18 protein-coding genes are annotated in these 19,435 nt (G+C 61.2%); 16 read left to right on the forward strand and 2 right to left on the reverse strand.

Translation table 11 applies throughout. The features are described from left to right. The first annotated feature begins 160 nt into the window (after window positions 1-160). The 10 genes from AD668_RS27515 to AD668_RS27560 all read left to right on the forward strand — a co-directional run bounded on the left by AD668_RS27515 (window position 161) and on the right by AD668_RS27560 (window position 9,370). A complete protein-coding gene (locus AD668_RS27515; protein ID WP_053164228.1) occupies window positions 161-1,531 on the forward strand; it encodes a cache domain-containing protein in 1,371 nt (456 codons plus the stop codon). Window positions 1,532-1,539: 8 nt separating this feature from the next. Further along, complete coding sequence (locus tag AD668_RS27520) at window positions 1,540-2,172, forward strand: response regulator transcription factor (protein WP_053164230.1); 633 nt, start codon at window positions 1,540-1,542, stop codon at window positions 2,170-2,172. A 255-nt stretch (window positions 2,173-2,427) separates the two neighbouring features. Continuing rightward, window positions 2,428-3,018, forward strand: a complete 591-nt coding sequence (locus AD668_RS27525; protein ID WP_007978708.1) for an amino acid synthesis family protein — start codon at window positions 2,428-2,430, stop codon at window positions 3,016-3,018. A 44-nt stretch (window positions 3,019-3,062) separates the two neighbouring features. Next, window positions 3,063-3,896, forward strand: coding sequence for an alpha/beta fold hydrolase (locus AD668_RS27530; protein WP_053164232.1), 834 nt, complete (start codon window positions 3,063-3,065; stop codon window positions 3,894-3,896). Next, window positions 3,893-5,374, forward strand: coding sequence for an aldehyde dehydrogenase (locus AD668_RS27535; protein ID WP_053164234.1), 1,482 nt, complete (start codon window positions 3,893-3,895; stop codon window positions 5,372-5,374). Before AD668_RS27530 ends, AD668_RS27535 begins: the two co-directional genes overlap by 4 nt. A 12-nt stretch (window positions 5,375-5,386) precedes the next feature. Further along, on the forward strand, window positions 5,387-5,872 hold the full coding sequence (locus tag AD668_RS27540) for a flavin reductase family protein (RefSeq protein WP_053164236.1): 486 nt from the start codon (window positions 5,387-5,389) through the stop codon (window positions 5,870-5,872). A gap of 137 nt (window positions 5,873-6,009) precedes the next feature. Beyond that, entirely contained in the window at window positions 6,010-7,461 is a 1,452-nt protein-coding gene (locus AD668_RS27545) for an NAD-dependent succinate-semialdehyde dehydrogenase (RefSeq protein WP_053164239.1), read from the forward strand. Window positions 7,462-7,574: 113 nt separating this feature from the next. After that, on the forward strand, window positions 7,575-7,964 hold the full coding sequence (locus tag AD668_RS27550; RefSeq protein WP_007991919.1) for a carboxymuconolactone decarboxylase family protein: 390 nt from the start codon (window positions 7,575-7,577) through the stop codon (window positions 7,962-7,964). An 87-nt stretch (window positions 7,965-8,051) separates the two neighbouring features. Next, a complete protein-coding gene (locus AD668_RS27555) occupies window positions 8,052-8,804 on the forward strand; it encodes a GntR family transcriptional regulator (protein ID WP_053164241.1) in 753 nt (250 codons plus the stop codon). A gap of 2 nt (window positions 8,805-8,806) precedes the next feature. Further along, entirely contained in the window at window positions 8,807-9,370 is a 564-nt protein-coding gene (locus tag AD668_RS27560; protein ID WP_053164243.1) for an NUDIX hydrolase, read from the forward strand. A 931-nt stretch (window positions 9,371-10,301) separates the two neighbouring features. Here AD668_RS27560 and AD668_RS27565 read toward each other — a convergent pair. Then, window positions 10,302-10,598 (reverse strand): DUF1330 domain-containing protein, encoded by a 297-nt coding sequence (locus tag AD668_RS27565; RefSeq protein ID WP_053164245.1) that lies wholly within the window; start codon window positions 10,596-10,598, stop codon window positions 10,302-10,304. 70 nt (window positions 10,599-10,668) lie between these two features. On the opposite strand from AD668_RS27565, the gene ribBA reads away from it, so the two are divergent. The 6 genes from ribBA to AD668_RS27595 all read left to right on the forward strand — a co-directional run bounded on the left by ribBA (window position 10,669) and on the right by AD668_RS27595 (window position 18,190). Continuing rightward, complete coding sequence (gene ribBA, locus AD668_RS27570; RefSeq protein WP_053164247.1) at window positions 10,669-11,778, forward strand: bifunctional 3,4-dihydroxy-2-butanone-4-phosphate synthase/GTP cyclohydrolase II; 1,110 nt, start codon at window positions 10,669-10,671, stop codon at window positions 11,776-11,778. 291 nt (window positions 11,779-12,069) lie between these two features. After that, entirely contained in the window at window positions 12,070-13,095 is a 1,026-nt protein-coding gene (locus AD668_RS27575; RefSeq protein WP_053164249.1) for an ABC transporter substrate-binding protein, read from the forward strand. Beyond that, entirely contained in the window at window positions 13,092-14,036 is a 945-nt protein-coding gene (locus tag AD668_RS27580) for an ABC transporter permease (RefSeq protein WP_053164250.1), read from the forward strand. Before AD668_RS27575 ends, AD668_RS27580 begins: the two co-directional genes overlap by 4 nt. A gap of 6 nt (window positions 14,037-14,042) precedes the next feature. Further along, on the forward strand, window positions 14,043-14,852 hold the full coding sequence (locus AD668_RS27585) for an ABC transporter permease (protein WP_053164252.1): 810 nt from the start codon (window positions 14,043-14,045) through the stop codon (window positions 14,850-14,852). Between the two features lie 16 nt (window positions 14,853-14,868). Beyond that, on the forward strand, window positions 14,869-16,023 hold the full coding sequence (locus AD668_RS27590) for an ABC transporter ATP-binding protein (protein ID WP_053164254.1): 1,155 nt from the start codon (window positions 14,869-14,871) through the stop codon (window positions 16,021-16,023). A 451-nt stretch (window positions 16,024-16,474) separates the two neighbouring features. Beyond that, a complete protein-coding gene (locus AD668_RS27595; RefSeq protein WP_053164256.1) occupies window positions 16,475-18,190 on the forward strand; it encodes an amidase in 1,716 nt (571 codons plus the stop codon). Window positions 18,191-18,395: 205 nt separating this feature from the next. On the opposite strand, the gene AD668_RS27600 is transcribed toward AD668_RS27595, so the two are convergent. Next, entirely contained in the window at window positions 18,396-19,394 is a 999-nt protein-coding gene (locus AD668_RS27600; RefSeq protein ID WP_053164475.1) for a bile acid:sodium symporter family protein, read from the reverse strand. Window positions 19,395-19,435: the final 41 nt, after the last annotated feature.

The following is a 19,435-nucleotide window of genomic DNA, read 5'->3' on the forward strand; positions in this document are numbered from 1 at the left end:
GATCAGGGGCCATCCTCGATCAAATGTAGGAGCGAGCCTGCTCGCGATGGTATTTCAGGCGCTGAGCCGCGTCGGCCGTACCTTTTTCGCGAGCAGGCTCGCTCCTACAGGGCGCCTCTTTGGCATATCATCCCGAACCTTCGCGCGGGCAGGAGTCAACATGCAGCTCAAACACAAGATCGTCGCCCTCGGGATTTTGCCGCTGGTGCTGGCCATTGCTGTCATCTGCGCGCTGGTGATTTCCCTCAACCGCCAATTGGGCGATCAACAGGCGCAACTGATCGAAGACAGCATTCTGGCGAGCAAGCGTGCAGAGCTGAAAAACTACGTGGAGATGGCCCAGAGCCTGATCGCGCCCCTGTACGACGATGGCCACGGTGACGCCCACGCCCAGCAACAAGTGCTGGAAGAACTGCGCAAGCTCAGTTTCGGCGTCAACGGCTACTTCTTCGTCTACGACCACCAAGGCCGCAGTCTGATGCATGCGCGCCAGTCGGAACTGGTGGGCCAATACCTGTGGGACATGAAAGACCCCCACGGCCTGCCGGTGATTCAGGCGCTGCTCCAAAGCGCGCAATCGGGCCAGGGTTTTCAACGCTACGCCTGGAACAAACCTTCCTCCGGCCAGGTGACCGACAAGCTCGCCTATGTGGTGATGCTCGATCGCTGGGGCTGGATGCTCGGCACCGGCATCTACCTGGAAGACGTCGAGCGCGCCACCCAGCAGGCTCGTGTCGAAGTGGCCATGGGCATCCGCAAGACCATGATGGCGATTGCCGTGGTCGCGCTGGTCGCGGTGCTGTTCGTGTTCGCCACCGGCATGACCCTCAACGTCAGTGAACACCGTCTGGCGGACAAGAAACTGCAGCGCCTGACCCAGCGTATTGTCAGCTTGCAGGAGGAAGAGCGATCCCGGGTGTCCCGTGAGCTGCACGATGGCATCAGCCAGGTGTTGGTTTCGATCAAGTTTCAGTTCGAACTGGCCAGCCATCTGCTTGAAAACGGACAGACAAACGACAAGGGTTTGAACACTTTAAGGGATGCCACCGATCGCCTGGGCGATGCCATCGGCGAAGTCCGCAGTCTTTCCCATGACCTGCGCTCATCCCTGCTGGACACCCTCGGCCTGCCAGCGGCCATTGGTCAATTGGCCGCCGAATTCGAGCAGCGCAGCGGGCTGACCGTGACCTATGACGAAAATGAATTCGACTGCCAACTGGTCGACGGCGCCGCGGTTTCGCTGTTCCGCATCGTCCAGGAAGGCCTGACCAACATCGAACGCCATGCGCAGGCGCAGAACGTGTCCATTACACTGCGCGGCTGCGACGAATCAGTGCGGCTGACAGTGGTCGATGACGGCATCGGTTTCAACGTTGCCCAGGTCGAACGTCGTCAGGCTGGCATTGGCTTGCGTAACATCCGCGAACGCGTCGAACATTTTGGCGGGCGCTTCGATCTGATCTCGATGCCGGGCAGAAGTGAGCTGGACGTACGACTGCCGATGAAACCTGGCACAAAACTACAAGAGTGAAACCTTGCATGAACCTGCCCTCCCCGATCCGCGTCGCTCTGGTCGACGATCACTCCCTGGTCCGCGACGGCATCAAAGCGTTGCTGGCCGTGATGTCGCCCCTGGAAATGGTCGGCGAAGCGGAGAACGGCGCGCAGGCCATCGAGATGGTCGGACGCTGCCAGCCGGACCTGCTACTGGTCGACATCAGCCTGCCGGACATGAACGGCCTGGAGTTGACTCGCGTGCTGCGTAGCCAGTACCCCTCACTCAAGGTGTTGGTGCTGAGCATGTACGACAATTATGAATACGTCAGCGAATCGGTGCGCTCCGGCGCCAGCGGCTACGTGCTGAAGAACGCCCCGTCACGGGAAATCATCGCCGCCATCGAAGCCATCAGCAGTGGCGGCACCTTCTACAGCGCCGAGATCGCCCAGCGGCTGATCGCGGACCGGAACACCGACAACGAACTGACCCCGAGGGAAAGCCAGGTCTTGTCGAAGATGGCCCAAGGGCTGAACAACAAGGAAATGGCGCGCGAACTGGACATCAGCGTGCGCACGGTGGAGACGCATCGCTTGAGCATCCGGCGCAAGCTCAACATCGACAAGCCCGCGGCACTGGTCAAGTACGCCATCGATCATGGGCTTATCTCCCGCTAACGCCCCCTCATTCGTTCCACACAACTGTGAGAACGGGCTTGCCCGCGATAGCGTCCGTTGAGCCGCCATTGAAGTTGACTGACACACTGCGATCGCGGGCAAGCCCGCTCCTACAGGGTCGGTGTGTGCGCAAAGAATCTGTTTTTCTCCCCTCATTGCGACCACCCGACCAGAAACTCCGTTCAGGGACTTGCGTCATCGGTATTATGGTATACCATCAGACGCACAGACACCCAAACCTCTACGGAGCAGCTCATGAGTTTCGAAATCCGCAAGATCGTCAGCTATGTCGAAGAAACCTTTATTGAAGGCGGCAAAGCCACCGATAAGCCCGTGACCATGGTCGGTCTGGCCGTGGTGATGAAAAACCCGTGGCTGGGCAACGGTTTCGTCGAAGACCTCAAGCCACAGATCCGCGCCAACTGCTCCGACCTCGGCGCCCTGATGGTCGAGCGTCTGGTGGGCATCATCGGCGGTGCCGAGAAAATCGAGGCGTACGGCAAGGCTGCGGTGGTCGGCGCCGATGGCGAAATCGAACACGCTTCGGCGGTGATCCACACCCTGCGCTTCGGTAATCACTACCGCGAAGCGGTCAAGGCCAAGAGCTACCTGAGCTTCACCAACAAGCGCGGCGGCCCCGGCACTTCGATCCAGATCCCGATGATGCACAAGGACGACGAAGGCCTGCGTTCGCACTACATCACCCTGGAAATGCAGATCGAAGACGCCCCGCGTGCCGACGAAATCGTCGTGGTCCTGGGTTGCGCCGACGGCGGCCGCCTGCACCCGCGCATCGGTAACCGCTACATCGACCTGGAAGAACTGGCCGCCGAAAAAGCCCAGTAACCGGCCAGCAGAACGACAACAAGAAGGCATTGCAGGAGCGCTCCATGATTCGGCTCACCGCTGAACTCACCCCGGCTGGCACCAGTTACCTGGCGACCGGCCAAGGCCAGCCCGTGGTCTTGATCCACGGCGTGGGCCTGAACAAAGAAATGTGGGGTGGCCAGATCGTTGGCCTGGCCACGCAGTACCGCGTCATCGCCTACGACATGCTCGGACATGGCGCCAGCCCGCGCCCTTCGATCGGTACGCCGCTGCTCGGCTATGCCGACCAGTTGCTGGAGCTGCTCGACCACCTGCAATTGCCCAAGGCTACGGTGATCGGTTTTTCCATGGGCGGGCTGGTGGCGCGGGCCTTTGCCCTGCACTACCCGCGACGCCTGGAAGGTCTGGTGGTGCTCAACAGCGTGTTCAACCGCAGCGCCGAACAGCGCGCCGGGGTCATCGCCCGCACCAGCCAGGCTGCCGAACACGGGCCGGACGCTAATGCCGAAGCGGCGCTGTCGCGCTGGTTCAGCCGTGAATACCAGGCCGCGAACCCGGCGCAGATCGCCGCGATTCGCCAGACCCTGGCCGGCAATGACCCGCAAGGTTACCTGACGACCTATGAATTGTTCGCCACCCAAGACATGTATCGCGCCGACGACCTGGCCAGCATCCAGGTGCCGACGCTGATCGCCACCGGCGAACTGGACCCCGGCTCGACCCCGGAAATGGCCAGACAATTGGCCGAACGCATTCCCGGCGCAACCGTCGCCGTGCTCGCCGAGCAACGGCATATGATGCCCGTAGAGTCTCCGCGCCTGGTCAACCAGCTGTTGCTGGAGTTTCTGCAGACCGCGCATTCCCAACAAAACCAGATCAAGGGGATCGTTGCATGACACTCGCACGCTTCCAGATGTGCATCGGCGGTGAATGGGTCGATGCCCTCTCCGGCAAGACCTTCGAAAGCCTCAACCCGGCGCTGGCCGAGCCTTGGGCTGAACTGCCCGATGCCGACGAAGCCGATGTCGAGCGCGCCGTGCACGCCGCGCAAAGCGCTTTCGACAGCCCGGCATGGCGCGGTTTGACCGCCACCGCTCGCGGCAAATTGCTGCGACGCCTGGGCGACCTGATCGCCGAGAACAAGGAACAACTGGCGCAGCTGGAAAGCCGCGACAACGGCAAGCTGATCCGCGAAACCCGTGGCCAGGTTGGCTATCTGCCGGAGTTTTTCCACTACACCGCAGGCCTCGCGGACAAGCTCGAAGGCGGCACCCTGCCGCTGGACAAGCCGGACCTGTTTGCCTACACCGTGCACGAAGCCATGGGCGTGGTTGCCGCGATCATTCCGTGGAACAGCCCGCTTTATCTGACTGCAATCAAGCTGGCGCCGGCCCTCGCGGCAGGCAACACCATCGTGATCAAGCCGTCGGAACACGCCTCGGCAACGATTCTTGAACTGGCGCGTCTGGCGCTGGAAGCGGGCATTCCACCCGGTGTGGTCAACGTCGTCACCGGTTACGGCCCGAGCACCGGCGCCGCCCTCACCCGCCATCCGCTGATCCGCAAGATCGCCTTCACCGGCGGCGCGGCCACGGCACGGCATGTGGTGCGCAGCAGCGCGGAGAACTTCGCCAAACTGTCGCTGGAACTGGGGGGGAAATCGCCGAACATCATTTTCGCCGACGCCGACCTCGACAGCGCAATCAACGGCGCCATCGCCGGGATCTACGCCGCCTCCGGACAGAGCTGTGTCTCCGGTTCGCGCCTGCTGGTGCAGGATGAAATCTACGATGAGTTCGTTGGCCGTCTGGTGGAACGCGCCCAGCGCATCCGTATCGGCAACCCCCTGGACGACAACAGCGAAATGGGACCGATGGCCACCGCGCAGCAATTGGCCGTGGTCGAAGGCCTGGTCGCCGATGCCATCGCCGAAGGTGCGCGTCTGCGCCTGGGCGGCAAACGTCCGACCAATCTGGGTGAGGGCTGGTTCTACGAACCGACACTGTTCGAGTGCGACCGCAACTCGATGAAAATCATGCAGGAAGAAGTCTTTGGCCCGGTGGCCTCGGTCATCCGGTTCAAGGACGAAGCCGAAGCGCTGGCGATTGCCAACGACTCGCAGTTCGGACTCGCCGCCGGCATCTGGACCCGCGACCTGGGCCGCGCCCATCGCCTGGCCCGGGACGTGCGCTCAGGGATCATCTGGGTCAACACTTATCGCGCCGTGTCGGCCATGGCGCCGATTGGCGGCTTCAAGAACAGTGGCTATGGACGCGAAAGCGGCATCGATTCGGTGCTGGCCTACACCGAGGTGAAAACGGTATGGATCAATCTCTCCCAGGCACCGATGCCTGATCCGTTTGTGATGCGCTAGGAGTCCTGGAAAATGATCGAACCCGGCATTTACAAAGACGTCATGAGCTCGTTCCCGTCCGGGGTCACGGTGGTCACCACCCTCGACCCGGACGGCGGCATCGTCGGCATCACCGCCAGCGCGTTCAGTGCGCTGTCGATCGACCCGGCACTGGTGCTGTTCTGCCCCAACTACGGCTCCGACACCTACCCGGTGCTGCGCGACAGCAAGCAGTTCGCGATTCATTTGCTGTCCGCCGAGCAGACCGCCGAAGCCTATGCCTTCGCCGGTAAAGGCAAGGACAAGGCCAAAGGCATCGAATGGCATTTGAGCGATCTGGGTAACCCGATCCTGGCCAAAGCCACGGCGATCATCGAGTGCGAACTGTGGCGCGAATACGACGGCGGCGATCACGCGATCATCGTCGGCGCGGTGAGAAACCTGATCCTGCCCGCGCAACCGGTGACGCCGATGATCTATCACAAAGGCAAGCTGGGCCCGCTGCCCACCCTGGCCTGACACAGCCCCCTGTAGGAGCGAGCCTGCTCGCGATGGTCGTGAACGATAACGCGTGCTGTCTGACAGCCCTTGGCGTTCTCGGGTTTTTCGCGAGCAGGCTCGCTCCTACAGGTAACCCATTATTCTCAGGAGCCGGCATGAGCCCAGCAGCCTCGTTACTGTTCCGCCAACAGGCCTACATCAATGGCCAATGGCTGGACGCGCCGGATGGCGCCTGTCAGGACATTTTCAACCCGGCCACCGGTGAACTCATCGGCCGGGTGCCGAACCTCGGCGCCGAGCATGCGTGCCTGGCCATCGAGGCCGCCAACAAAGCCTGGCCGGCCTGGCGTGCACTGACCGCCAAGGAGCGCAGCAATACGCTCAAGCGCTGGCACGCCTTGATGCTGGAAAACGCCGACACCCTGGCTGAAATCCTCACCCTTGAACAAGGCAAGCCACTGGCCGAAGCCAAGGGCGAAATCCTCTACGCCGCAAGCTTCATCGAGTGGTTCGCCGAAGAGGCCAAGCGCATCTACGGCGACACCATTCCCAGCCACAAGGGCGATGCGCGCATTGTGGTCAGCAAGGAGCCGATTGGCGTCGTCGCGGCCATCACGCCGTGGAACTTCCCGGCGGCGATGATCACCCGCAAGGCAGGCCCGGCGCTGGCGGCCGGTTGCCCGTGCATCGTCAAACCGGCGCCGGAAACGCCGTTCTCCGCGCTGGCGATGGCCGCATTGGCGGAACAGGCCGGGATTCCCGCCGGCATTTTCAACGTGATCACCGGTGATGCCGTTGCCATCGGTGGTGAGCTGACCTCAAGCCCACTCGTGCGCAAACTGTCGTTCACCGGCTCCACCGGGATCGGCAAATTGCTGATGGCCCAGTGCGCGCCGACGTTGAAAAAAGTCTCGCTGGAACTGGGCGGCAATGCGCCGTTCATTGTCTTTGACGACGCCGATCTGGAGCGCGCCGTTGACGGTGCCCTGATCGCCAAATTCCGCAACGCCGGGCAGACCTGCGTCTGTGTCAATCGCTTCCTGGTGCAGGACGGCATCCACGACGCCTTTGTTATGCGTTTAGCCGAACGGGTTTCGCAACTCAAGGTCGGCAGCGGTTTCGATGATGGCGTCACTCAAGGGCCACTGATCAATGAACGTGCCGTGGCCAAGGTCGAAGACCACGTGCAAGACGCGCTGGAGCACGGTGCACAACTGCTGTGCGGTGGCGAACGTCATGCGTTGGGCAATGGTTTCTTTCAGCCGACCGTACTGATCGACGTCACCACGCAAATGAAGGTCGCCCGGGATGAAACCTTTGGTCCGCTGGCCGCCGTTTTCCGCTTCGATACCGAGGCCCAGGCCGTCGAGATGGCCAACGACACCGAATTCGGCCTCGCAGCCTACTGCTACACCCGCGACCTTGGCCGTGCCTGGCGCATGAGCGAAGCACTGGAATACGGCATGGTCGGGATCAACGAAGGGCTGATTTCCACCGAAGTCGCGCCGTTTGGCGGCATCAAGTCCTCGGGGCTGGGCCGTGAAGGGTCGAAGTACGGCATCGAGGATTACCTGGAACTCAAATACACCTTGATGGGTGGCCTCTGAAACGCGGGTTCAACCTGTAGGAGCCGGCTTGCTGGCGAAGGCGTCTTCGAGTACGCCATCGTCAGCAAGCCGGGCTCCTACGAGATCCAAATCCCCCACGGGAGAGCATCGGAATGAACAACGAGAAATACGAAAAAGGCCTGAAGATCCGCACCCAGGTGCTGGGCGAGGCCTACGTCAACCGTTCCATCGAAAACGCCGACGACTTCACCCGGCCGTTGCAGGAAATGGTCACCGAGTACTGTTGGGGCCACGTCTGGGGTCGCGAAGGCTTGTCGCTCAAGGAGCGCAGCATGATCAACCTGGCGATGATCTCGGCCCTCAACCGGCCCCATGAACTCAAACTGCATGTGCGCGGCGCCTTGCGTAACGGCCTGAGTCGTGAGCAAATACGCGAAATTCTGCTTCAGGTCGGCATATATTGCGGTGTCCCCGCTGCCGTCGACAGTTTCCGGCTCGCCCGAGAAGCCTTCGCCGAAGCCGATGCCGAGGCCTCCAGTTAACCCTTGGCTGTTTGATCGACCGGGCACCCAGATTCCCGTAATCGACGTGCTCTTTTTGCATGGACAGCCACAATCAGAGCGGACCCCATGAAACGCCTGCCACTCGACGACAGCTTCAAGGTCAATCGCAACCCCGTTACCCTGCGCGAAATCGTGCTGGATAAACTGCGAAGCGCCATCATGAACTTCCAGCTTCTGCCGGGAGACCGTCTGGTCGAACGCGATCTGTGCGATCGCCTGGGCGTCAGCCGTACTTCCGTGCGCGAAGCCTTGCGTCACCTCGAATCCGAAGGCCTGGTGGAATTCGCCGACGCCAAGGGCCCGCGTGTCGCGATCATCACCCTGGCCGATGCCGTGGACATCTACGAGCTGCGCTGCGTGCTCGAAGGGCTGATCGTGCAACTGTTCACCCTGCGCGCCAAGGCCAAAGACATCAAGGCCCTGGAAAAAGCCCTGGAAGAAAACCGCAAGGCGTTGAAAGACGGCGAACTGCAGCAGGTTATCGACTCGGTTCAGGGTTTCTACGATGTGCTGCTCGAAGGCTCGGGCAACCATGTCGCGGCCACTCAGTTGCGTCAGTTGCAGGCACGCATCAGCTACCTGCGCGCGACGTCGGTATCCCAGGAAAATCGGCGCGGTGCCAGCAATCAGGAGATGGAACGCATGGTCGAGGCGATCAAGGGTGGCGATCCGCTGGTTGCCCACCAGGCTTGCGTCGACCACGTGCGTGCGGCCGCCGCCGTGGCCCTGGATTACCTCAAGCGCAAGCAGGAAGAAACCGGTGCCACGCCGCCGATCACCCTGCCCATCGCGCTGAAAGAACCGCGCATAGGTCGCTGAAAATGTTCAGCCCGAGCTTTTGCCCCAAGTGTGGCAGCGCTGATCTCGGTCAGCAGTTGCCGCCGGGCGATACGCACGAGCGCCTGATGTGTCGCGGTTGTGGCTACATCCATTACATCAATCCAAAGATCATTGCCGGCTGCATCATCGAGCAGGATGGCAAATACCTCTTGTGCCAGCGAGCGATCCCGCCGCGTCCCGGCACCTGGACGCTGCCGGCAGGCTTCATGGAAAGCGGCGAGACCACCGAGCAGGCGGCCTTGCGCGAGGTCTGGGAAGAAAGCGGCGTGCGGGCGGAAATCGTCTCGCCGTATTCTATTTTCAGCGTGCCGAAGATCAGCGAGGTGTACATCATCTTCCGCGCCATCGCGCTGGAGATCACCGGCCAGTACGGCCCGGAAACCCTCGACTACAAGTTTTTCGCGCCTGAGGATATCCCTTGGGAGAGCATCTACTACCCGGCGATCCGGCAGATTCTCGAGCGTTATATCGAGGAGCGGCAGGCTGGGGTGTATGGCATTTACATGGGTAATGATGACAGCGGGAAGATTCACTTTATTCGCTGATCTGTTTTCTGTTGTTCGAATTTTGGTAACCGACTCCCCTGTAGGAGCGAGCCTGCTCGCGAAGATTTGTCGTTCGACGCTGGCTTTCGGGTGTACACATCCATTCCTGCGGTAACGGCCGCTTATGGTTCCGCTCTTACAGCGGGTCACTTTGAAAAGCCCAAAGTAACCAAAGGCTCTTGCCCCTTTCGTTCGGTGCCTCGCCTAGGCTCGGCATGCCCTCGCTCCGGTCCTGCTCCGTGGGCCCGCCGCCATCGGCCATCCATGGCCGGGGGCGGCTAACCCGGCATCCATGCCGGGTTGCCCACTGCGCAGAACCTCCACTCGGCCTCTCGATGGGGCAAGAAGATCAAAAGCCAAAGCGAGGCGGCCTACCGGCCGGCCTGATCGTGAGGCTCTACACCCTCCCTGTAGGAGCTGGCTTGCCGGCGATGGCGCCACCCCAGCCAACCCTGCGGCACCTGACACACCGCCATCGCCGGCAAGCCGGGCTCCTACAGAGATTGAGTACATCTGAGAGGGATTGGTTGGCTTGCAGGCCGCCATCGCTAGCAAGCCAGCTCCTACAGTTTGATTTGCGTGTATCTGCGAGGGATTGGTTGGCTGGCAGGCCGTCATCGCTGGCAAGCCAGCTCCTACAGAAAAGCAAAAAGAAAAAAGCAAAAGCGGCGTACACCCATGCTCTTCACCACTCATCAGGCCGAGCGTTAGCTCGCCTGCAGCTCTTGATCTTGATCCACCCGCCCCCTCGGGAGGCTGAGTGGAGGTGTTCATCCGGGGATGGGCGCGCAGCGCCGTTCGACGCAGTCGAACTCATCGCATGTAGGTGCCAGCGAAGCCAACCGGAGGGCGTTTGCCAAAAGTGACCCGCTGTAAGAGCGGAACCATAAGCCGCCGTTACCGCAGAAACGGATATGTACTCAGGCGTTTTTCAGAGCCCCACCACCCCCTCGACAATGATGACCTCAGCCAAAGCCACCCCTTCACGATACCCCTTGGCCTCCTGATACAACGCCGAGTGATAGCAAGCCACCGCCTGCTCGTAGGAATCAAACTCGATCACCACACTACGCTGCGGCGTCAACCGCCCTTCCATCGCCTCACTACGCCCACCCCGAGCCAGAACCCGACCGCCATACAGCGCAAACGCCTGCGGCGCCCGCTGGGTGTATTGGCTGTATTGATCAGCATCAGTGACATCCACATGAGCAATCCAGTACGCCTTCATAGTGACCTCTTGGTTTATTTTGTATTATGGTATACCAGATTACCCATCCAACAAACACCGAGACTCCAGCATGCCCTTCAACAGCATCGAAGAAATCATCGAAGATTACCGCCTCGGCAAAATGGTCCTGCTGGTCGACGATGAAGACCGGGAAAACGAAGGCGACCTGTTGCTGGCCGCCGATTGCTGCACACCCGAGGCGATCAGCTTCATGGCCCGAGAAGCACGCGGCCTGATCTGCCTGACCCTGACCGACGAGCACTGCAAACGCCTGGGCCTGGAGCAAATGGTGCCCAGCAATGGCAGCGTGTTCAGCACCGCCTTCACCGTGTCCATCGAGGCTGCAGTCGGAGTCACCACCGGCATCTCGGCAGCGGATCGGGCATGCACTGTGGCCGCTGCCGTCGCCGCCCGTTCCGGCCCCGACGACATCGTGCAACCCGGCCACATCTTCCCGTTGCGCGCCCGTGAAGGCGGCGTGCTGACCCGTGCCGGCCATACCGAAGCCGGCTGCGACCTGGCGCGCCTGTCGGGTCATACCCCGGCCTCGGTGATCGTCGAAGTGATGAACGATGACGGCACCATGGCCCGCCGCCCGGACCTGGAAATGTTTGCGTGCAAGCACGGGATCAAGATCGGCACCATCGCTGACCTGATCCACTATCGCCTCAGCACCGAGCACACCGTGGTGCGCATCGGTGAGCGCGAACTGCCGACGGTGCATGGCACCTTTCGTCTGATCACCTTCGAGGATCGCATCGAGGGCGGTGTCCACATGGCCATGGTGATGGGTGATCTGCGTCGCGAAGAACCGACGCTGGTGCGTGTGCATGTGATCGACCCGTTGCGCGATCTGGTCGGTGCCGAATACAGCGGACCGAGCAACTGGACGTTGTGGGCGGCATTGCAACGGGTGGCGGAGGAAGGCCACGGCGTGGTGGTGGTGCTGGCCAATCACGAATCCTCGCAGGCGTTGCTCGAACGAGTGCCGCAACTGACCCAGGCGCCCCGGCAGTTCAATCGCTCGCAATCGCGGATTTATTCGGAGGTGGGCACCGGTGCGCAGATCCTGCAGAACCTCGGCGTCGGCAAGCTGCGCCACCTCGGCCCGCCGCTGAAGTATGCGGGTTTGACCGGGTATGACCTGGAGGTGGTGGAGAGCATTCCATTCACCGAGTAACGCCGCCCTCCCAACATGGAAAAAACCTGTGGGAGCTGGCTTGCCAGCGAAGGCGGCGTGTCAGACGACTTCAACAATGGCTGAACGACCGCATTCGCTGGCAAGCCAGCTCCTCCAAGGGTTCTCTCATTTTTGCTGATAGCCGGTACGGCAAAATGCTTGCACAAAGTTTGGAATACCATAATATGATATTCCATAGACCGGACAGTCAGCACTGACTCGACGGACCTACTGCTCCCGATAGGCGGGCAAGAAAGCCCCGCTCATAAACACAACAATGAGGGCGTGAAAATGGTGTTGAACAAACGTGCGACCGCAGTGCTTTTTGCGGGACTGCTGAGCGTGACCAGCCAGGCATTGATGGCAGCTGAAAGCGTCAACTTCGTGAGTTGGGGCGGCAGCACCCAGGATGCGCAGAAGCAGGCATGGGCCGATCCGTTCAGCAAAGCCAGCGGCATCACCGTGGTGCAGGACGGCCCGACCGACTACGGCAAACTCAAGGCGATGGTCGAGAGCGGCAACGTCCAGTGGGACGTGGTCGATGTCGAAGCCGACTTCGCCCTGCGCGCCGCCGCCGAAGGCTTGCTCGAACCCCTCGATTTCAAAGTCATTGAGCGCGACAAGATCGACCCGCGCTTCGTCAGCGATCACGGCGTCGGTTCGTTCTTCTTCTCCTTCGTCCTCGGCTACAACGAAGACAAGCTCGGCGCCAACAAGCCTCAGGACTGGTCCGCGCTGTTCGACACCAAGACCTTTCCCGGTAAACGCGCCCTCTACAAATGGCCAAGCCCTGGCGTACTGGAACTGGCACTGCTGGCCGACGGTGTAGCGGCGGACAAGCTCTACCCGCTGGACCTCGACCGCGCCTTCAAAAAACTCGACACCATCAAGAAAGACATCGTCTGGTGGGGCGGTGGCGCGCAGTCGCAGCAGCTGCTGGCCTCCGGTGAAGCGAGCATGGGCCAGTTCTGGAATGGCCGGATCCATGCCCTGCAAGAAGACGGCGCCCCGGTCGGTGTGAGCTGGAAACAGAACCTGGTCATGGCCGACATTCTGGTCATTCCCAAAGGCTCGAAGAACAAGGACGCGGCGATGAAGTTCCTGGCCAACGCCAGCAGCGCCAAAGGACAGGCCGACTTCTCCAACCTGACCGCCTACGCCCCGGTCAACGTCGACAGCGTGGCGCGCCTGGATTCGGCGCTGGCCCCTAACCTGCCGACCGCTTACGCAAAGGATCAGATCACTCTTGATTTCGCGTACTGGGCCAAGAACGGTCCGGCCATCGCGACACGGTGGAACGAATGGCTGGTCAAATGAAAATGACAGCAACCGCATCTCGCCCATCCACTGCCACCGGGAGCGCCACGGGCGCTGCCGGTTCGGCGAACGCCAAGGCAGCTGTGATGAAGCGATCTCCTTCCCTGGCACAACGCTGGCGCGGTTCGAGCAACCTGATCCCCGCTCTGCTGTTTCTTGGTCTGTTCTTCCTCGCACCATTGATTGGCTTGCTGTTGCGCGGCGTGCTGGAACCGGTGCCTGGGCTGGGCAACTACGAACAACTGTTCGCCAACTCGGCGTACGCACGGGTGTTGTTGAACACCTTCTCGGTGGCGGGTCTGGTGACGCTGTTCAGCCTGTTGTTAGGCTTTCCGCTGGCCTGGGCGATCACGCTGGTACCGCGTGGCTGGGGCCGCTGGATCCTCAACATCGTGCTGCTGTCGATGTGGACCAGCCTGCTCGCCCGCACCTATTCCTGGCTGGTGTTGCTGCAAGCCTCCGGGGTGATCAACAAGGCGTTGATGGCCATGGGCATCATCGATCAACCGCTGGAGATGGTGCACAACCTCACCGGCGTGGTGATCGGCATGAGCTACATCATGATCCCGTTCATCGTGCTGCCGTTGCAGGCGACCATGCAGGCCATCGACCCGATGATTTTGCAGGCCGGTTCGATCTGCGGCGCCAGTCCCTGGACCAACTTCTTCCGGGTGTTCCTGCCGCTGTGCCGGCCGGGGTTGTTCTCCGGTGGCTTGATGGTGTTCGTGATGTCCCTCGGTTACTACGTCACCCCGGCACTGCTGGGCGGCGCGCAGAACATGATGCTGCCCGAGTTCATCATTCAGCAGGTGCAGTCGTTCCTCAACTGGGGCCTGGCCAGTGCCGGCGCCGCGTTGCTGATCGTGATCACGCTGGTGTTGTTCTACTTCTACCTGAAGCTTCAACCGGAATCCCCGGTTGGCGCCAGCAACGCGAGGTAAACCGTCATGCTCCTGACCCCCAATGCCATGAGCCGGCGCATGCGCTTCGGCCTGTACGCCACCACCGGGTTGATCGGTCTGTTCCTGCTGCTGCCGATCGTGTTCATCGTGCTGCTGTCGTTCGGTTCGTCGCAATGGCTGGTGTTTCCGCCGCCGGGCTGGACGATGAAATGGTACGTCCAGTTCTTCTCCAATGCCGACTGGATGAATGCCGCCATGGCCAGCCTCAAGGTTGCGGTGCTGACCACGTTCTTCGCCGTCGCGCTGGGCCTGCCAACCGCGTTTGCTCTAGTGCGGGGCCGCTTCCCCGGGCGGGAAATGCTCTACGGTCTGTTCACCCTGCCGATGATCGTGCCGCTGGTGATCATCGCCGTGGCGGTGTACGCGCTGTTCCTGAAACTGGGTTACACCGGGACGATGTTCGCGTTCGTGGTCAGCCACGTGATCGTCGCGTTGCCGTTCACCATCATCTCGATCATCAACTCGCTGAAGCTGTTCGATCAGTCGATTGAAGACGCGGCGGTGATCTGCGGCGCCTCGCGCTTGCAAGCGGTGTTCAAGGTGACGTTCCCGGCGATCCGTCCTGGCATGGTGGCCGGCGCTCTCTTCGCCTTCCTCGTCTCCTGGGATGAAGTGGTGCTGAGCGTGATGATGGCCAGCCCGACCCTGCAAACCCTTCCCGTGAAAATGTGGACCACCCTGCGCCAGGACCTGACGCCCGTGATCGCCGTCGCTTCGACGCTGCTGATCGGCCTCTCGGTATTGGTCATGGTGATCGCCGCCGCTCTGCGCCGGCGCAACGAAATCAGCGCTTGAGCGCCAGGAGTACGACATGAGTGCAGTGATCAAAGAGGCCGCGCAGCAAAATGACAAACCCCTGGTCAGCTTGCGCAACCTGAACAAGCACTACGGCGACTTCGCCGCCGTGGACAACATCTCGCTGGACATCAAGGACGGCGAGTTCCTGACCTTCCTCGGTTCCAGCGGCTCGGGCAAAAGCACCACGCTGTCGATGCTGGCCGGCTTCGAAACCCCAAGCAGCGGCGAGATCCTGGTCAACGGCCAGTCGCTGGTGAACGTGCCGCCTCACAAACGCGACATCGGCATGGTGTTCCAGCGCTACTCGCTGTTTCCACACCTGTCGGTACGCGACAACATCGCCTTTCCGCTGGCCATCCGCAAACTGGCGGCCGCCGAACGCGAACGCCGGGTCGATGCGATGCTCAAACTGGTGCAACTTGAGCAATTCGCCCATCGCCGCCCTTCGCAATTGTCCGGTGGCCAACAGCAACGAGTCGCCATTGCCCGGGCGCTGGTCTATGAGCCGCGCATCCTGCTGATGGACGAACCGCTCGGTGCGCTGGACAAAAAGCTGCGCGAGGACTTGCAGGATGAGCTGCGCCAGCTACATCGGCGCCTGGGCATCACCATCGTCTACGTGACCCACGATCAGGAAGAAGCCATGCGCCTGTCCCAGCGCATCGCGATTTTCAGTCACGGCAAGATCGTCGGTTTGGGCAGCGGCTATGACCTTTATCAGAATCCGCCGAATGCCTTTGTTGCGTCGTTCCTCGGCAACTCCAACTTCCTCAAGCTCAAGGCTCAGGGCAATGCGGTGGCGACCTTTGAAGGCCAGCCGTTGTCGATCCGTCTGACTGCCGGCCTGCAAACCGACCAGGATGTGCTGCTGATGGTCCGCCCGGAAAAGGCCCTGGCCCTGAGTGCCGAACAAGCCGTGGCCGAACCGCTGGCCGCTGGCTGGAACGAGGTCTCGGCCAAGGTCGTGGAAGTGCTGTTTCTCGGGGAAAGCCAGACCTGCAGCGTGATCACCGCCGGTGGCACCTCGATGACGGTAAAGGCGCTGTCCGCCGCCGGCATGCCGCTCAAGGCCGGCGACAGCGTAAAAGTGCGCTGGGCCACCGCCGACGCTTGCGTCTACACCGAATGGGCCGAAAGCGATCTGAACAAGGCTGCCGGCGCGCATTGATCACGCGGCCAATGGCTGTGATCCGGTGCTAAAATGAGTCACCCTCGGGCCACCACAACGTCGGGTTGTGGTGGCCTTTTTTCTGGTTCTTTCACTGGTTTGGAGTTCACATCATTTTCGACTCGAACGCGGTCTTTTGTAGGAGCTGGCTCGCCAGCGATGGTCGTTAACGATGACGCGTATAAACCGGATAAACGCGGCGCACCGGAGTCCATCGCCAGCAAGCCGGCTTCTACAGTTCTCGGGAATGGGTGAAGTACCTTTTTCTTTCGTCTGTAAGATAAATTGGACAAGATATTCCTCTAAACCCGGTTTAATGCTAAATAGTGCTCAGTATTTTTAACACCCGACCCTGTCGCGCCAGACAGTGCAATGAGAATAACGATATGAACGTCCATTTCGAGAAACGTGAAGTGTTTGGGAACCTCCACCTGCAAACGGCGGTGGCAGCATGATCGAAGTTACCGAAGTTTCCATTGCCCAATTGCGCGCCGCGCTCGAATCCGGCCAGACCACGTCGGTTGAACTGGTGCAAGCGTATCTTGCCCGGATCGAGGCCTATGACGGTCCGCATACACCCACCGCCCTCAACGCCGTCGTGGTGTCCAACCCCGAGGCGCTGGCCGAAGCTCAAGCGTGCGACGCCCGCCGCGCCAAGGGCGAAACACTGGGTCCGCTCGATGGCATCCCTTACACGGCCAAGGACAGCTATCTGGTCAAGGGCCTGACCGCCGCTTCGGGCAGCCCGGCTTTCAAAGACCTCGTCGCCTATCGCGATGCGTTCACCGTCGAACGCCTGCGCGCCGGCGGAGCGATCTGCCTGGGCAAGACCAATATGCCGCCGATGGCCAATGGCGGGATGCAACGCGGGGTCTACGGCCGTGCCGAAAGTCCCTACAACGCTGAATACCTCACCGCCCCTTTCGCCTCCGGTTCGTCGAATGGCGCGGGTACGGCGACCGCGGCCAGTTTCGCCGCATTCGGTTTGGCGGAAGAAACCTGGTCAAGCGGCCGAGGCCCGGCCTCGAACAACGGCTTGTGCGCCTACACACCATCGCGTGGTGTGATTTCGGTACGCGGTAACTGGCCGCTGACGCCGACCATGGACGTGGTGGTGCCGTTCGCCCGAACCATGGCCGACCTGCTCGAAGTGCTCGACGTGGTAGTGGCCGATGACCCGGACACCCGTGGCGATCTGTGGCGCTTGCAACCCTGGGTGCCGATTCCGAAATCGTCTGAGGTGCGCCCCGAATCCTATGCCTCGCTCGCGGCAAACAGCGAAGCGCTCAAAGGCAAGAAGTTCGGCGTCCCGCGCATGTACATCAACGCCGACCCTGAAGCTGGTACGTCCGAGTCGCCGGGCATCGGTGGGCCGACCGGCCAACGCATCCACACCCGCCCTTCGGTGATCGGTCTCTGGGAACAGGCGCGCAAGGCCCTCGAAGCCGCTGGCGCCGAAGTGCTCGAAGTGGATTTCCCGCTGGTCTCCAATTGTGAAGGCGATCGTCCTGGCGCGCCGACCGTGTTCAATCGCGGCATCGTCTCCAAAGAATTCTTACACCATGAACTGTGGGACCTGACGGCCTGGGCCTTCGATGATTTCCTGCAAGCCAACGGCGATCCAAAATTGAATCGTCTGGTGGATGTCGACGGGCCGCAGATTTTCCCTCATGACCCGGGCACCCTGCCCAACCGTGAAGGCGACCTGGCCGCCGGCATGGATGAATACGTGCGGATGGCCGAGCGCGGCATCACCCCGTGGGACCAGATTTCCACGGTGCCGGATGGCCTGCGCGGTCTGGAGAAAACCCGCAAGATCGACCTGGAAGACTGGATGGATCGCCTGGGCCTCGACGCAGTGCTGTTCCCGACGGTCGCCGACGTGGGTCCGGCGAATGCCGATGTCGATCCAAAATCGGCGGATATCGCCTGGAGCAACGGGGTTTGGGTGGCTAACGGCAACCTCGCCATCCGTCACCTCGGTGTGCCAACAGTCACCGTACCAATGGGTGTGATGCCGGATATCGGCATGCCGGTCGGCCTGACGTTTGCCGGTCGTGCCTACGACGACTCGTCGCTGCTGCACCTGGCGTCGGCCTTCGAGTCGACCGGCAACAAGCGCATGATCCCGCCACGTACTCCGCCTTTGAAGGCTGACCAACGGTAATTTCAACGTGGGCACGCTCCCCTGTAGGAGCTGGCTTGTCGGGTCGCCGCATCGCAGCGATGGGCGTTAACGATAACGCAGGTGAACTGGATAAACGCGGCGTACTTGGGTTCATCGCCAGCAAGCCGGCTCCTACGGGTTTCCGGGATTGGGTGGTGAACCCAAAAAACGGGACTGGAGCGGCACAGGCTCCAGTCCCAACTCATCAAGGATCAACCTGAGCCATCAGCTCGGGAATCGACTCCGGTCGTTTGGCATAGCGCTGCGCCAACACTGCACACACCATCAATTGAATCTGGTGAAACAGCATCAGTGGCAAAATCAACAAGCCAATCGTGCTGCCAGCGAACAACACCTGCGCCATCGGCACGCCGGTCGCCAGGCTTTTCTTTGAGCCGCAGAAGAGAATGGTGATGCGGTCTTCCTGATTGAAGCCGAAGGCTTTGCCGAGCACCGTCGACGCCAGCAACACCAACGCCAGAACGATGCAGCAAACCACCACCAACCCGACCAGATCCAGCAACGGAATCTGGTGCCAGATGCCTTCGATCACTGCTTCGCTGAATGCGCCGTAGACCACCAGCAGGATCGAGCCCTGGTCGACGAATTTCAGCCAGCTCTTGTTGCGTGCCACCCAGTCGCCAATCCAGCGCCGCGCAATCTGCCCGACAATGAACGGCAGCAACAGCTGCACGCTGATCTTGAGGATGGCATCGAGGGTCGAACCGCCGTTGCCCTGAACATCCAGCAGCAACGTCACGAGTAACGGCGTGAGAAATATCCCGAACAAACTGGACGCCGCCGCGCTGCAAATCGCCGCCGGAATATTCCCCCGCGCCAACGAAGTAAAGGCAATCGCCGATTGCACGGTCGCGGGCAGTGCACAGAGGTAGAGCATGCCCATGTACAAATCGTCGCCGATCAGCGGCGACAGCAGTGGCTTGAGCGCCAGGCCCAATATCGGAAACAGCACAAAGGTCAGGCTGAACACCAGCAAATGCAGGCGCCAATGCCCGGCACCGGCGATGATCGACTCACGGGACAATTTGGCGCCGTGCAGAAAAAACAGCAAGGCAATGGCGATGTTGGTCAGCCAGCCGAACCCGACCGCCACCTGACCGCTGGCGGGCAGCAGGCTGGCAAGAATTACCACGCCGATCAGGGTCAGGGTGAAGTTGTCGGGTAATAAACGGGGGCGGGTCATGGGCTTGATCATCCGGGGGTTGCCAGTGCGTGAAAGCGACT

Origin of the sequence: Pseudomonas sp. P1.8 (assembly GCF_001269805.1) — a bacterium.
Lineage (GTDB): Bacteria > Pseudomonadota > Gammaproteobacteria > Pseudomonadales > Pseudomonadaceae > Aquipseudomonas.

Coding starts and splice junctions, on each gene's coding strand:
- AD668_RS27545 (WP_053164239.1), top strand. CDS start 6,010: ATGAGCCCAGCAGCCTCGTTACTGTTCCGCCAACAGGCCTACATCAAT.
- AD668_RS27530 (WP_053164232.1), top strand. CDS start 3,063: ATGATTCGGCTCACCGCTGAACTCACCCCGGCTGGCACCAGTTACCTG.
- AD668_RS27575 (WP_053164249.1), top strand. CDS start 12,070: ATGGTGTTGAACAAACGTGCGACCGCAGTGCTTTTTGCGGGACTGCTG.
- AD668_RS27590 (WP_053164254.1), top strand. CDS start 14,869: ATGAGTGCAGTGATCAAAGAGGCCGCGCAGCAAAATGACAAACCCCTG.
- AD668_RS27600 (WP_053164475.1), bottom strand. CDS start 19,394: ATGACCCGCCCCCGTTTATTACCCGACAACTTCACCCTGACCCTGATC.
- AD668_RS27515 (WP_053164228.1), top strand. CDS start 161: ATGCAGCTCAAACACAAGATCGTCGCCCTCGGGATTTTGCCGCTGGTG.
- ribBA (WP_053164247.1), top strand. CDS start 10,669: ATGCCCTTCAACAGCATCGAAGAAATCATCGAAGATTACCGCCTCGGC.
- AD668_RS27565 (WP_053164245.1), bottom strand. CDS start 10,598: ATGAAGGCGTACTGGATTGCTCATGTGGATGTCACTGATGCTGATCAA.
- AD668_RS27520 (WP_053164230.1), top strand. CDS start 1,540: ATGAACCTGCCCTCCCCGATCCGCGTCGCTCTGGTCGACGATCACTCC.
- AD668_RS27525 (WP_007978708.1), top strand. CDS start 2,428: ATGAGTTTCGAAATCCGCAAGATCGTCAGCTATGTCGAAGAAACCTTT.
- AD668_RS27560 (WP_053164243.1), top strand. CDS start 8,807: ATGTTCAGCCCGAGCTTTTGCCCCAAGTGTGGCAGCGCTGATCTCGGT.
- AD668_RS27580 (WP_053164250.1), top strand. CDS start 13,092: ATGAAAATGACAGCAACCGCATCTCGCCCATCCACTGCCACCGGGAGC.
- AD668_RS27555 (WP_053164241.1), top strand. CDS start 8,052: ATGAAACGCCTGCCACTCGACGACAGCTTCAAGGTCAATCGCAACCCC.
- AD668_RS27585 (WP_053164252.1), top strand. CDS start 14,043: ATGCTCCTGACCCCCAATGCCATGAGCCGGCGCATGCGCTTCGGCCTG.
- AD668_RS27540 (WP_053164236.1), top strand. CDS start 5,387: ATGATCGAACCCGGCATTTACAAAGACGTCATGAGCTCGTTCCCGTCC.
- AD668_RS27535 (WP_053164234.1), top strand. CDS start 3,893: ATGACACTCGCACGCTTCCAGATGTGCATCGGCGGTGAATGGGTCGAT.
- AD668_RS27550 (WP_007991919.1), top strand. CDS start 7,575: ATGAACAACGAGAAATACGAAAAAGGCCTGAAGATCCGCACCCAGGTG.
- AD668_RS27595 (WP_053164256.1), top strand. CDS start 16,475: ATGATCGAAGTTACCGAAGTTTCCATTGCCCAATTGCGCGCCGCGCTC.